This window comes from Paraburkholderia sp. J10-1 (assembly GCF_905220165.1).
Lineage (GTDB): Bacteria > Pseudomonadota > Gammaproteobacteria > Burkholderiales > Burkholderiaceae > Paraburkholderia.
The window spans coordinates 312,904-325,843 of the sequence record NZ_CAJMYW010000007.1 but is presented as its reverse complement, the minus strand read 5'-3'; the positions used below and the strand labels follow the sequence as shown (position 1 = coordinate 325,843).

Sequence of the window (12,940 nt, the reverse complement as noted above, 5' to 3'; positions counted from 1 at the left end):
GAGCCGCGTCTGATCAACCGCATGGGCTGGCGGCTAATGCCGCTGCTCGGCGTGCTTTATCTGGTCGCGTATATCGACCGCTCCAACATCGCCTTCGCGAAGCTGCAGATGCTCGACAGCCTCGGGCTTTCCGAGGTCGCATACGGGCTTGGCGCGTCGCTGTTCTTCATCGGCTATCTGCTGTTCGAGGTGCCGAGCAATATCTTGCTCCACAAGTACGGCGCGCCGCGCTGGATGGCGCGCATCATGTTCACGTGGGGCGTGGTGACGATTTTGCTCGCCTTCACGCGCAACGCCACGATGTTCTACATCCTGCGCTTTTTGCTGGGCGCCTCCGAGGCGGGGCTCTATCCCGGCGTGATCTATTACCTCACCCTGTGGTTCCCGCAGCGCCACCGCGTGCGCATGCTCGGTTACTTCACGGTGGGCAGCAGCCTCGGCAACATGGTCGGCGCGCCGATTTGCGGCTGGCTGCTCGACAAAGGCGGACTGTTCGGACTGCAAGGCTGGCAGCTCGTGTTCGTGGTCACCGGCATTCCATCGGTACTGCTGACGATCGTCGTGCTGTACCTGTTACCGAAAGCGCCGCAGCAAGCGACGTTCCTCTCCGAAGGGGAGAAGCGCTGGCTCGTGCACACGCTCTCGACCGAGAGCGCGGCCGCGCGGGGCCGGGAGCGCCACGGCTCCGTGCTCAGCGTGCTCACGGAGCCGCGCGTGCTCGGCATGGCGTTCTACTACATGATGCTGTCGATCTCCGTGTACGGCGTGAGCTACTGGCTGCCTACGCTCGTCAAGGGATTCGGCGTGAGCAACACCACGAACGGGCTGCTCAACATCATTCCCTGGCTGCTGGCGACGATCGTGCTCGCGACGCTCCCTTCGCGGCTGCGCGCGAGCAATCATGCGACGGTCGCGATGCTCGTGGCGTCGCTGCTCGGCATGGTGTTCTTTGTTTCGTCGGTGTTTCTGCCGGGCCACGCGCTGCGCTTCGCCGCGCTGTGTCTTGGTGCGCCGTGCATGTATCTGCTGATTCCGTGCTTCTGGACGCTGCCGCCCAAGTTCCTTTACGGCGCGCGCGCTGCGGCAGGCATTGCGGCAATCAATTCGCTCGGCAATATTGGCGGTTTCATTGCGCAGAATCTCGTGCCCTTCGTGAAGCAGGCAACGGGTAGCACGCGCATGCCCATGCTCGTGCCCGCCGCGTGCATGGTGATCTTCGCGATCGTCACCGCCATGATCCTGCGCCGTGGCAATCGTACGCCGCAAGCCGCAGACGGCGCGCCCCTGCCGAACAACGCACGCTAGGCTGCGAGGCGCATTCGCTACAATAGCCGCGCACCGCCCACACCCGTTCACGTTCATGTCGACCATCAAACCCGCTCCGAGCATCGAACACGCGGACGCCACCGTGCGCACGAAGCGCACGCGCGGCGGCCCGAAGGGCCTGCGCATCACCGATGTCGCCGCGCAGGCGGGCGTCTCGCCCATCACGGTTTCGCGCGTGTTCAACAACCCGGAGTCGGTCGCGCCGGAGACGCTGGAGCGCGTGCGTCAGGTCGTGCAGAAACTGGGCTATGTGCCCAACCGGCTCGCGGGCGGGTTGTCGTCGGCGCGCTCGCGGCTCGTTGCGGCCATCGTGCCAACGGTTTCGCACTCGCTGTTTGCGGAAACCATTCAGGTGTTCAGCGAGACGATGTCGCGCGCGGGCTACGAAGTGCTGCTCGCGTTGAGCGGCTATAGCGCGTCGAACGAGGAGAGCCTGCTCGATACGGTGTTGAGCCGCCGCCCTGAAGGCGTGCTGCTCACGGGGGTGGCGCATACCGAATCGTTGCGCGAACGCCTCAAGAACGTCGGCATTCCCGTGGTCGAAACGTGGGACATGACCGATACGCCCATCGACATGCTGGTGGGCTTTTCGCACTACCGGATCGGCGCGGCGGTGGCCGAGCACTTTATCGCGCGTGGCGCGCGCCGTCCTGCGCTCATCTCCGCCAACGACGCGCGCGCGCTCGCGCGGCGCGCGGGCTTTCGCGAACGGCTCGCGCAGGCAGGCATCGAGGACGTGCCCGAGGAACAGGTCGCGCCACCGAGTTCCGTCGCGCACGGCAAACGCGCGCTGCCGCAACTGCTCGCGCGCGCCCAGGATATCGACGCCGTGTTCTGCGGCTCGGACTTGCTCGCCATCGGCGCGCTCGGTGCCGCGCGCCAGATGGGCGTGCACGTCCCCTCGCAACTGGCGATTTGCGGCTTCGGCGATCTGGAATTCGCCACTGAAACCACGCCCCAGCTCACGACGGTGCGCGTGGAGGGCACGCGCATTGGCGTGAACGCCGCGCGCTTTTTGCTGGACCGCCTGAGCGGCGAAACCAGCGTGACCGAGGCTCGCGCGCTCGACGTGGGGTTCACGATCGTGGCGCGCGAATCGGCCTGAGTCTTGCACAGGAGCGGTCAGGCTGCTGCTGCGGTCTTCACGACTTCCGGCGTTTGCTCAGGTGCGCTGCGCGGACTGGCAATGCCAAAATGGCTCGCCAGCATATCGACCACGTTATCGGCCATGCCCGTGCGCGTTTCTTCCGTTGCCGAACCAATATGCGGAGTCAGCACGACGCGCGGATTGTCGATCAGCGCTTGCGGCACGTGGGGTTCGTGCTCGAACACGTCGAGCGCCGCGCCTGCGATACGTTTTTCATCGAGCGCCGCGATCAGCGCGCTTTCATCGACCACCGGACCGCGCGCAATGTTGATGAGGAAGCCTTGCGGGCCGAGCGCGTCGATCACGGCCGCATTCACCAGATGATGCGTTTGTGGCGTGAGCGGGCAGGTGAGGATCAGCATGTCGCTATCGGCCGCAAGACGCGTTGCGTCGTCGTAGTACGGCAGATCGACACTCTTGCGGTTCGGCCCGTAGTACGCGACTTGCGAGCCGAACGCCTTCAACCGCTTCGCGATGGCCGCGCCGATCATGCCGAGCCCGACAATGCCGACCTTCATGCGCGAAATCGAGCGGCCGAGCGGCAGTGCGCCATGCTCGGGCCATTGTCCGGAGCGCACGTAGGCGTCTGCCTGCACGATGTCGCGCGTGAGCGCGAGCGCCAGGCCAATAGCGGTATTCGCGACATCTTCGGCCAGCACGTGCGACGCGTTTTCGATGCGGATGCCGCGCGCCTGCGCGCTTTTCACGTCGAGGTTGTCGAGGCCGGCGCTATAGCTCGCAATGATCTCCAGCGCGGGCAGGGCGTCGAGAAATGCCGCATCGATCTTCGTCTTGCGCAGCGCGATGCCGCGAATGGACGCGCCGTGCTGCGCGAGAAACGCAGCCGCTTCTTCCGGCGCCTTCGGCAGATCGAGCATCGTGAAGAGCGAGGCAAGTTCCGCCTGGGTGCGTTCCGGCAATTCGGCTGCGTTGAGAATGATGGGTTTTGCCATGGTGAATCGATGAATCCTTGCTTCGGTTGAGGCGTGGGCACGCGCTCAGTTGACGTTCACGCGCTCGATGCGGCCCATGAACACGAGATAAACCAGCGCCGCGACCACACAGTGTGCCGCGACAAAATAAAGACCGGCCGTGTAGCCGCCCGTTGCCTGCACGATATAGCCGAACACGATAGGCGTGACGATACCGCCAATATTGCCGATACAGTTGAAAATCGCGCCGGCGAGACCCACGGCTTCGCGTGGCGCGGTATCGCAGACGATGGCCCAGGTGCCTGCGCCGGCCGCTGCGCCCTTGCCGAAGAAAGCGAGCGTCATGAGCAGCACGATCACGGTGTTGCTCTCGGTGAACGCCGAGAACACGATGCAGCAGCCCACCGCCATGCCGACGATATAGGGCGTCTTGCGCGCCCACGAAACGCTCCAGCCATGCCGGATCAGCGCATCCGAAATCACGCCGCCCGCAATGCCGCCCAGAAAGCCCGCGACAGCCGGGAGCATCGTCGCGAGGCCGGCCTGCATGACGTTCATGCCGCGCGCCTGCACGAGGTAGATCGGAAACCACGTGATGAAGAAATAGCTCAGCGCGATCACGCAATATTGGCCGATATACGAGCACCAGAGCATGCGGTTGCCCAGCAGCCTGCGCAGCGCCTTGCCGGACACCGCGGGGCGCGACAGACGCTCGAACTTCGAGTCGATGTCGATCATCGCGCCGCCCGCGACGAGACGGTCGAGTTCGGCCGGCGAAATGCGCGGGTGTTTGCGCGGTTCGTGCATCACGCGCACCCAGATGCCGGCGCAGGCAATGCCGATCAGGCCGAGTGCGAAGAACGGTGCGGGCCAGCCGAACTTGCCGGTGAGCCAGCCCGCGAACGGCGAGAAGATCGCCACCGCGAAATACGATGCGGACGCAAACAACGACGTGGCGAAGCCGCGCTCCTCCTTCGGGAACCACATGACCGTCACGCGGCTGTTGGCGGGGAAACTCGGCGCTTCGATGAGCCCCAGCGCGAAGCGCAGCGCGAACAGCAGGCCCAGCGCCATCGATACATCGGAAGTGACCTTGCCGACGAAGCCGACGAGTATCGTTGCGAGCGACCACAGGATCAGCGTGGCGCCGTACATGACCTTCGTGCCCACGCGGTCGAGCAGCAGGCCGCCTGGGATCTGCCCGACCACATAGGCCCAGCTGAACGCCGAGAGCACGTAGCCGAGCTGGATGGGGTTGAGACCGAATTCCTTTGCTATGCCGGGTCCGGCAATCGAGAGGATCGCGCGGTCTGCGTAGGCGACCGTCGCGAGCAACAGGATGGCGGCCAGAATCGTGTATCGCGTGCGGGTGGCGCGCGCGGCGCTTGTGACTTCAGTGGCGGCGTAGCTGACGGACCTCTGCGTGGACATCGGTGTCTCCAGTGTCGGGCTCTAAGGCGCGGTTATCATTGTCGATCCGTACCCGTAAGCTGCGTTGCTGTGCGCGGGTCGGATTGACTGTATTTGACGCACCCCGCCAGAACGCGTCAATCTTGATTAAGTGAATCAACCAGCCCAACCCAGGGAAAGCGAGTGGAAAACTGGATGACGCAGGAGGAGGCCTGTCACGCGCTGGGCGTGCGCAAGCAGACGTTGTACGCGTATGTGAGCCGCGGGCGCATCGAGGTGCGCTGGGACCCGGAGCACGCAAGCCGCAAGCTGTACAGCGGCTCGGATGTTGCGGCGCTCAGGAAGAAACGGGATCTGGGCCGCGCGCACAAGAACATCGCGGCGAGCACGATGGCATGGGGCGAACCCATCATCAACACGCGTATTTCCACGATTGCGCGGGGCAGGCTCTACTACCGCGGGCACGATGCGGTCGAACTCGCGAGCCGGGCGACGCTCGAAGAGGTGGCCCAATGTCTATGGGCAACCGGCGCTGCACCGGTTTTCCCCACCTGCCACGACGACGTGAGCGTGCCCGTTGGGGCGCCGCCGCGTGCGCGAGTGTATGCGTCGATTGCACTCGCCGCGGCGCAGCCGCCTTCGAGCGGCGCGCTCGTTGCCGCGGGGTTGAACGAGGAAGCTGCGCGCCTCGTGGGCCGCTTGGCGAGCGCCTTCGTCGGGCCTCGCAACATCGGCGCCTTCGGTGAAAGCGGCGCGCTGCATGAGCGGCTCGCGCGTGCGTGGCAGTGCGAAGCGCAGGCGGACTTGCTGCGGCGTGCGCTCGCGTTGCTGGCGGACCAGGAGCTGACGACCTCGGCGTTTGCCGCACGCGTGGCCGCATCGACGGGCGCGTCGCTTGGCTCATGCATGCTGGCGGGTCTCGCCGCGTTCGCCGGGCCCTTGCATGGCGACGCCGCATTGCGCGTGCAGGCGCTGCTCGGCAAGGTGCGCGAGATGGGTGTCGCGGCGGCGGCCGAGTCGTGGCTCGATTCGAACGGCCCGTTGCCGGGTTTCGGTCACGCGCTTTATCCGCAAGGCGACCCGCGCGCGGCGGATCTGCTTGCGGCGTTCGAGGCACCGGACGACGTGCGCGCGCTGATCGACTACGTTCACGCGTCGCGCGGTCTCGCGCCCACGATCGACATCGCGCTCACCGCGCTGGCCGCCTGGTGCCGCTTGCCGGAAGATGCCGTGTTCGCGATATTCGCCATTGGTCGCAGCGTGGGCTGGATGGCGCACGCCATCGAGCAGATGACGAGCGGCACGCTGCTGCGGCCGCGGGCCAACTATATCGGACCCGCCGGCGCTGGAAATCATCAGGAGTATTGACGAAGGAAATCGCCCTCATTCTCCAGATGTGACAGACGTATGCAGTCGATGTTTGAAGGCTGCGCTAGAGCGTGGGCGTCACGCGAGGAAACGTTTTATGCACGATGGCGTCGTCGTGTGCTTTGCCGTTGACCGCGGGCGGTGCGGGATCGTCTGCAGCGGCCTGTTCGCGCGGCGACGACACGAGGATTTCGAGCCACCGTGCGCGTTTCGCGCGGACCGTACCGTTCGCTATTCGATGCAGGATGTCGCTGTGGCTGACGATGCGGACAACCTTTCCCGTTGCGTCGATGACCGGCAGGCCGCCGATATCGTTGTCGACGAACAAGGTCGCCACGTCGCGGATCGTCATCTCCGGCATGGCGGAGACGACGGACTCGGTCGTGATGTCGAGTGCGCGCATGGTCGCTCCTTCAGCGTGACGCGACGAATCTTCATTCGTCGCACGATTCTGGCAGACACACCGGCGGGGGCACACGGTGCCAAGGCGCCAGAATCGGGGTTCGCAACGAACGACTGCTCGCACTGCCTACGATGCGCATCTATGGCAGGCGATGGTCTCCTCGCTGCATAGCGCGGTCACGTCCGAGCGGGTTGCGAAATGCGTCACGCACTGAGTGTAGGTCACATTGCTGGTAAGTGTGTGCTGGCTACGCGCCGCGGCCGCGTGAATCCAGCACTCAATGACCCAGGCCGCTCGCCGCGATCTGCTGCTCGACGTACTGCGCGAAGAGCGTATGCGTGTGCGTGGTCGGGTGCAGGTCGTCGGCGAACATATAGGTCTGGTCGGCATTGGCCGCGACATAGGTGGCCGGCGAGCAGAGCAACGAGGTGTCGTCCGGCGTTTTCGAAGCGTCGCACGCCTGGGCCGTGTTGGACACGCTAAATCCGCTCGCCTGGAAGTTCGCCACGAGCTGCGTGATCCAGGTGTACGAATCGACTTCGATGACCTTGCCCTGCAAACCCTCGGCCTGCAATGCGCCGTTCAATGTCGAGTTGAAGAGCTGCGATAGCTGGGTCAGATTCGCGCCGCCGTCGGCAGCGGCAAGGCCCTTGGGCGAGAGCCCGATGTTCGGCACGTTGATCACCACGACATGCGTGGCGCCGGCCTGCACGATCTGTCCGACGATTTGCGCGAGCGTCGTGGCGGCGGTTTGCACGACGGTATTGGCGGACGGCGGATTGCCCGCGCGCAGCACGTCGTTCGCGCCTGCCCAGACCAGCACGAGCTGGCCGGAGTTGAAGCTGCCGTGCGCGGACAGATAGTTCGAAACCTGCTGATTGACCGGCATTTCGATGTTGCCGATCACGCTCGAGAGGAAGTCGTACTGGTCGGCCGGCGTGGCGACCGTCGAGCCGCCCTCCGCGTAGCCGAAGCCACCTTGCGCGCTCAGCTTGTGATCAATGCTGACGGTGTAGGCGGCGCTCAGGGTGTCCCCGTAATATTGCGCGACGTCCTGGGACCAGACCTGGCCGGGGTTGGTTGTGAACCGCCCGCCGCCTACGGCGCCCGCAATCGGCGCGTAGGTTCCGACATCGGAAAGACTGTCGCCGAACGAGACGACCTGCAGCTTGACGCCGCCCGCCGGCGTGTTCGCGCCGGTGCTCGAGCCTCCGCTTGCGCTGCTGCCACCGCCGCCGCCGCCGCAAGCCGCGAGCAGGACAATGAGTCCGGCAGAAATTGTCATCCGGATCCGGGAATCGATCGTTGCCATTGCGCCCCCTTACCGCTCAGTGCGGTTACGCCCGCGACCGGGATGAGGCGGGCTTAAGTGGCTCAGCAAAAAGGATGCGCGCAGCCTACAAATGGCTGACTTGGCGTGCGGTGCTAGAGAACCAGCATTTCGAGCCGGTTGCCGCCCAGCGACTTCGCGCTGTAGAGCGCGGCGTCGGCAGCGGCCAGCAGGTCGGAGAGCGTGGACGCCTCGTGACCATGCTGCGCGAGGCCGATGCTCACCGTGGCGCGGATGTCCACGCCTTCGATCTTGTGCGTCGCGGTTTGGGCGAAGCGCCGGGCGATCGCTTCGCCCACCGCTTTGGCGCGCAAGCGGTCGTGGCCTGGCAGCAGGGCGGCGAATTCTTCACCGCCTATGCGCGCGAGGATCGCGTCGGGCCCCATGGCGCTGCGGGCAATGTCGGCGAACGCCTTGAGGACTTCGTCGCCGGTCTTGTGGCCGTAGCGGTCGTTGATGGTCTTGAAGTGGTCGAGATCGAAGGCGAGGAGCGAGACCGGCTGGCGGGCCCCGGCCTCGCGCGCCCCGGCCTCGCTCATCACGCGCTCGCCTTCTTCGAAGAACCAGCGGCGGTTGCCAAGGCGGGTCAGGTAGTCCGTTTGGGATTCGCGCAAAAGCTGCCCGTGCGTTTCCTCGCGAATCAGCTTGAGCAGCGACATGGGCAGAACGATCGAATACAGCACGCCTTCATACATCGTGATCTTGCTGACCAGCGCGACGAAGCCGTCCCCATAGCGGCTCCCCAACAAGGGGAGCAAAAACGTCCTGAACACGTAAAAAAGGGCATGAAAACCGGTCACGAAGGTCGCGACGTGGCGTGATTGCACCCCTTTCATGCCGTCGCCGCGCAACAACTCGCGCGAAGTCATGCCGCTCGCCAGCGCAATGGGAAACGCGCTCGCGTAATACCACATCTCGGCCGGATGCCGTGCGCCCCATGTGGCCCATGTCAGCGCGATCAGCGCGAGCAGGGCGATCGAGCCTGCCCGGTATTGCCGCCCGTTCATCGTCGCGACGCCGTGCAACACCAGCAGATAGCCGGCCATGATGATGAGGTTGCTCAGCGCCGCGCCCCATACGCCCGGCAGGTCGGCGCGCACGAGTACCGCGGCGCACCCGGTTGCGAGAGTGGCGTACCCGGCGGCAAGAATCCGTAAGGCCTTGCTGCGCGCGGGATGCGTTCGATGCTCCCAGAGCGTGATCAGGGAACTGGCTAGCAGGGTCCCAATCAGGAGAAAGTAGATGGTAAGTAGATCGACGTGCATCGCTGGCGTGAGGCTTCTACGCCGGTACATCGCGGCGAACGGCGCATTTTACGCCGAAACTTAATACTGCGATGCACGTTCCCTGATTGTCCGGCGTGCGTCCGCGGGGTGTCCACGGAGGCTTTACGCGTCGCGCCACGCCTCTATGCGTTCGGTATCGAGCCCGAACTGGTCGAGCGCGCGGCTCACCGAATGATCGACCATCTCCTGCAGGCTCGCGGGCTTCGCGTAGAACGCGGGCACCGGCGGGAACACCACTGCGCCGGCCTCGGTCACCGTCGTCATGTTGCGCAGGTGAATGAGGTTCAGCGGCGTTTCCCGCACCATCAGCACGAGTGGCAGGCGCTCCTTGAGCACCACGTCGGCGGCGCGCGTGAGCAGCGTGCTCGTGACGCCCGAGGCGATCTCGCCAACGGTGCGCATCGAGCACGGCACGACGAGCATGCCGAGCGTGCGGAACGACCCCGACGCAATGGAAGCGCCCACATCGGCGATCGGGTGGACATGGTCGGCGAGCGCATGCACGGCTTCGCGCGAGAGGTTCGACTCGTACTCGCGCGTGAGTTCGGCCGCGCGGGAGATCACGAGATGTGTCTCGACCTCCATTTCGCGCAGCAGGCGCAGCGTGCGTTCCGCATAGATAAAGCCCGTGGCGCCCGTCACGCCCACGATCAGCCGCTTGCGGCCATTCAACGCGCGCTTACTCATGATCGCCCCCGAAAAGCGTGGGGGCAAACGGGCGCGGGTCCACCTCCTTGAACTTCGCCCGCACGAATTCGTCGCGCAGATGGTACGGCGCCGTGCAGTCGAAGATGGTCTTGCAGGTCACGCCGCGCGCGGGCAGCGCGGGATTGAATTCGGGCGTTTGCGAGGGGTCGAGCACATGCCCGTTCACCTTGGGCACGAACACGGTAGAGACGTCGCCCTGGTAGCGCGTGGTCATGGCCCACATGACGTCGTCGGTGTCGAAGGGATCGACGTCGGCGTCCACGAGGATCACGTGCTTGAGTTCCGAGTACACGCCGAGCGCGATGATCGCCGCCTGCCGCGCGCGGCCGTCGTCGAAGGCCGACTGCTTGTTGACCTGCAGCACCGCGAGCAGCTTGCCGCCGCCGGCCGTGTGTGCGTACACCTGACGCACGAAGCCGGGCATGGCGGCTTCCACGGCGTTGTAGATGCTCGCCTCGGTGGGAATGCCCGCGAGATTCGTGTGCTCCTCGCCCGGGCCCACGAGCGTTTGCATGATCGCGCCGTGGCGCATCGTGATGGCCTTGACCTTGATGACGGGCAGCGCGGGATTGGCCGGGCCGTTGTAGCCCGGAAATTCAGGCATGGCGTGGCCGGTGTGCGTGTGCTGGTCTTCGGCCACGCGCACGTTCGGCAGGATCTCGCCTTCGATCACGATCTCGGCGCGCGCAATCGACTTCTGCTTCACGCTCACGCAGTCCACGAGTTCGACCGGCTTGCCGCGCAACCCGCCCGCAATGGAAAGTTCGTCGAAGCCGAACGGCGTGGTGGGCGCTTCGAAGCAGGCGCCGATATGGATGGCCGGGTCGAGCCCCATGTTCACCGAGACGGGCAGCGCCTCGCCGCGCGCTTCGGCTTTCTGGCGGAAAGCGTCGATATGGCGGCCCGGCGCGAAGAAGATGGAAAGCTCGTCGCGGCCCTGCACGCACAGGCGGTGGATGGTGACGTCGGCGTGGCCGGTGTCAGGGTCGCTGCCCAGCACGAGGCCGAGGCACAGGAACGGGCCGGCGTCGCTCTCGGTGTTGGTCGGCGCGGGGATGAGCTTGCGCAGATCGAAGCCGGGGTCGCTCGCGAGATACACGGTTTCCTGGCACGGCGCGGCTTCGCGCGGCACGCTCACGGGGTCGATGGCGTTGCGCACGGCTTGCGCCATGTGCTGGGTGAGGCGGCGCGGCTCGGCGTCGAGCAGCAGGCCTACGCGCTTGCGGCTCGCCATGAGGCCGACCAGCACGCGGCTTTGCGGGTAGCCCTTCACGTGATTGAAGATCATCGCGGGGCCGAGGCGGGTGGGCCGCTCGACCGTGCCGCCCGCGCCGATGTGCCGGTAGACGCCGGCAAGTTGCGCATGCGGGTCGACCTCGTGGTCGGTTTCGAGCAGTTGCCCGGGCGACTGCTCGAGCCGTTTGAGGGCCGAGCGCAGGTCGTTGATAGGTTCGGTCTGGAGTTGAGCGGGTTCGATTCGTTGATTCATGGTCGTGCGGTGTGGGTGAAGCCAAAGGCTGGATAGCCCTATTGGACCGCTTTGTATCGATCGAATCAATAAATCGAAACCGGCGATTTTGATAAGATAATCTTATTTGTTAAATGTGCGGCTATGGACTTTCGTTACTTCCGAACGTTCGTGATCGCGGCCGAGGAACTGCATTTCGGGCGCACCGCCGAGCGCCTGGGCATTGCCCAGCCGGCTGTCACGCAGCAGATGAAAGCGCTTGAAGCGCAGCTTGGCTTCAAGGTGTTCCAGCGCGTGAGGCGGGGCATCGAGCTGACTGGCGCGGGGGCGGTGTTTCTGGAGCATGCGCGCGCGGCGCTCGCGCAGGCCGAAACGGCGGTGCTGGCCGGGCGCCGTGCGAGCCGTGGCGAACTGGGCAAGCTGTGCATTGCCTATGCGAGTTCCGTAGCGCTCGAGCCGGAACTGCCTGCGCTGCTCAAGCGTTTTGCGCAGGCGCGGCCGGAGGTCGAACTGGAACTGCGCGCGATCTCCGTGCAGGCGCAGATGAACGCGCTCGCCGATGAGCGCATCGACGTGGCGTTTTTGCGCTCGCCGCCGGGGCCCCAGCCGGCCTCGATTCGCATCACGCCGTTTTCGCGCACGCCGCTCGATGTCGTGCTCTCTGGCGAACATCGTTGCGCCGGCCGTCGTCGGATTACGCTGCGCGACGTGGCCGATGAGCGCCTCATCGTCGTGGACGATCCGCCCGGCGTTGGGCTCGGGCATCGCGTGACGGAGCTGTGTCTCGAGGCCGGGGTCGAGCCTGCCAGTGTATTGCGCACGACCGATTCCGTGGGCGTGATGAGCTTCGCGGCAGCGGGGCTTGGGGTTGGCATCGTGCCGCGCACGCTCGCTCGCTTTGGGCTGGAAGGGGCGGTGTTCAAGCCGCTTGCGATGGCGAATGGGTATAGCGAAGTGGTGATCGCTACGCGGGCGTATGACCGATCGGCGGGGACGCGGGCGTTGCTGGAGATGGCCGCTCAGGAGCGGTGAGGTGGGTGCTGGTGATTTGCAGTGCGATGGTTTTTTTGTTCCTGGGGCTTTGGCCTTTTCTTGTGTTCGTGTCGGTATGCGAGCGTTGCCCCTGTGCGGGGCGGCACCTACTTTTCTTTGCAGCGGCAAAGAAAAGTAGGCAAAAGAAAGCCGCTCAAACCGCCAGCGCCTGCCACCGTTCACATCGCGCCATCCCAGTTGAATGGCTCCGGAGCGTCTGTCACCTCGCACCACCGAACTGAGTGACAAGGCGCTCATCCTTCCGGCGGCGCTGCGCGCCCCGAAGGGCATAACCTAAAACCAGTGGTGCGCTTGCATTGCGTTACCGCATGACAATGCCCCTTGGTTTCCCTTGCAGACCCAACCGCTGCGCGCGCAGCGAGCAGCGGGAACGGACGAGCCCTTTGTCACTAACGAGAATGGTGCGGGGTGACAGACGCTCCGGAGCCATTTACCTGGGGTGGCGCGAGGTGAACGGTGGCAGGCGCTGGCGGTTTGAGCGGCTTTCTTTGCCTACTTTCTTTGCCGCT

General features: G+C 65.2%; 11 protein-coding genes. 4 read left to right on the top strand and 7 right to left on the bottom strand.

The features are described 5' to 3' along the window. Window positions 1-21 precede the first annotated feature (21 nt). Together U5A65_RS23105 and U5A65_RS23100 are read left to right on the top strand one after the other, a co-directional pair. Window positions 22-1,305, top strand: coding sequence for an MFS transporter (locus U5A65_RS23105; RefSeq protein ID WP_321936606.1), 1,284 nt, complete (start codon window positions 22-24; stop codon window positions 1,303-1,305). Between the two features lie 55 nt (window positions 1,306-1,360). Next, window positions 1,361-2,431, top strand: a complete 1,071-nt coding sequence (locus tag U5A65_RS23100) for a LacI family DNA-binding transcriptional regulator (protein WP_321910148.1) — start codon at window positions 1,361-1,363, stop codon at window positions 2,429-2,431. 17 nt (window positions 2,432-2,448) lie between these two features. Here the strand turns inward: U5A65_RS23100 and U5A65_RS23095 are convergent, their stop codons facing one another. Both U5A65_RS23095 and U5A65_RS23090 read right to left on the bottom strand, forming a co-directional pair. Beyond that, the gene (locus U5A65_RS23095) at window positions 2,449-3,426 is read right to left on the bottom strand and encodes a 2-hydroxyacid dehydrogenase (RefSeq protein ID WP_321947591.1); all 978 of its coding nucleotides are present in this window, start codon (window positions 3,424-3,426) and stop codon (window positions 2,449-2,451) included. Between the two features lie 45 nt (window positions 3,427-3,471). Beyond that, a complete protein-coding gene (locus U5A65_RS23090; RefSeq protein ID WP_321947589.1) occupies window positions 3,472-4,836 on the bottom strand; it encodes an MFS transporter in 1,365 nt (454 codons plus the stop codon). Window positions 4,837-4,998: 162 nt separating this feature from the next. On the opposite strand from U5A65_RS23090, the gene U5A65_RS23085 reads away from it, so the two are divergent. Next, window positions 4,999-6,183, top strand: a complete 1,185-nt coding sequence (locus tag U5A65_RS23085) for a citrate synthase family protein (protein WP_321947587.1) — start codon at window positions 4,999-5,001, stop codon at window positions 6,181-6,183. Between the two features lie 64 nt (window positions 6,184-6,247). On the opposite strand, the gene U5A65_RS23080 is transcribed toward U5A65_RS23085, so the two are convergent. The 5 genes from U5A65_RS23080 to U5A65_RS23060 all read right to left on the bottom strand — a co-directional run bounded on the left by U5A65_RS23080 (window position 6,248) and on the right by U5A65_RS23060 (window position 11,399). Further along, window positions 6,248-6,586, bottom strand: coding sequence for a CBS domain-containing protein (locus U5A65_RS23080; protein WP_321910143.1), 339 nt, complete (start codon window positions 6,584-6,586; stop codon window positions 6,248-6,250). A gap of 277 nt (window positions 6,587-6,863) precedes the next feature. Further along, window positions 6,864-7,871 carry an SGNH/GDSL hydrolase family protein gene (locus U5A65_RS23075; RefSeq protein WP_415765431.1) on the bottom strand — a complete coding sequence of 336 codons (1,008 nt, stop codon included), beginning with the start codon at window positions 7,869-7,871 and terminating at the stop codon, window positions 6,864-6,866. A 140-nt stretch (window positions 7,872-8,011) separates the two neighbouring features. Continuing rightward, complete coding sequence (locus U5A65_RS23070; protein ID WP_321910140.1) at window positions 8,012-9,181, bottom strand: GGDEF domain-containing protein; 1,170 nt, start codon at window positions 9,179-9,181, stop codon at window positions 8,012-8,014. Between the two features lie 123 nt (window positions 9,182-9,304). Beyond that, the gene (locus tag U5A65_RS23065) at window positions 9,305-9,889 is read right to left on the bottom strand and encodes a UbiX family flavin prenyltransferase (protein ID WP_321910138.1); all 585 of its coding nucleotides are present in this window, start codon (window positions 9,887-9,889) and stop codon (window positions 9,305-9,307) included. Further along, window positions 9,882-11,399: a UbiD family decarboxylase gene (locus U5A65_RS23060; RefSeq protein ID WP_321947584.1), complete on the bottom strand. Its 1,518-nt coding sequence runs from the start codon at window positions 11,397-11,399 to the stop codon at window positions 9,882-9,884. Before U5A65_RS23060 ends, U5A65_RS23065 begins: the two co-directional genes overlap by 8 nt. A gap of 123 nt (window positions 11,400-11,522) precedes the next feature. Between U5A65_RS23060 and U5A65_RS23055 the strand changes: the two genes are divergently transcribed. Then, window positions 11,523-12,410: a LysR family transcriptional regulator gene (locus U5A65_RS23055; protein ID WP_321947582.1), complete on the top strand. Its 888-nt coding sequence runs from the start codon at window positions 11,523-11,525 to the stop codon at window positions 12,408-12,410. Window positions 12,411-12,940: the final 530 nt, after the last annotated feature.

What these genes read in the sequence shown, in the direction of transcription:
- U5A65_RS23095 (WP_321947591.1), bottom strand. Translation starts at nt 3,426, where the DNA reads ATGGCAAAACCCATCATTCTCAACGCAGCCGAATTGCCGGAACGCACC.
- U5A65_RS23075 (WP_415765431.1), bottom strand. Translation starts at nt 7,871, where the DNA reads ATGACAATTTCTGCCGGACTCATTGTCCTGCTCGCGGCTTGCGGCGGC.
- U5A65_RS23080 (WP_321910143.1), bottom strand. Translation starts at nt 6,586, where the DNA reads ATGCGCGCACTCGACATCACGACCGAGTCCGTCGTCTCCGCCATGCCG.
- U5A65_RS23055 (WP_321947582.1), top strand. Translation starts at nt 11,523, where the DNA reads ATGGACTTTCGTTACTTCCGAACGTTCGTGATCGCGGCCGAGGAACTG.
- U5A65_RS23100 (WP_321910148.1), top strand. Translation starts at nt 1,361, where the DNA reads ATGTCGACCATCAAACCCGCTCCGAGCATCGAACACGCGGACGCCACC.
- U5A65_RS23065 (WP_321910138.1), bottom strand. Translation starts at nt 9,889, where the DNA reads ATGAGTAAGCGCGCGTTGAATGGCCGCAAGCGGCTGATCGTGGGCGTG.
- U5A65_RS23070 (WP_321910140.1), bottom strand. Translation starts at nt 9,181, where the DNA reads ATGCACGTCGATCTACTTACCATCTACTTTCTCCTGATTGGGACCCTG.
- U5A65_RS23090 (WP_321947589.1), bottom strand. Translation starts at nt 4,836, where the DNA reads ATGTCCACGCAGAGGTCCGTCAGCTACGCCGCCACTGAAGTCACAAGC.
- U5A65_RS23060 (WP_321947584.1), bottom strand. Translation starts at nt 11,399, where the DNA reads ATGAATCAACGAATCGAACCCGCTCAACTCCAGACCGAACCTATCAAC.
- U5A65_RS23105 (WP_321936606.1), top strand. Translation starts at nt 22, where the DNA reads ATGGGCTGGCGGCTAATGCCGCTGCTCGGCGTGCTTTATCTGGTCGCG.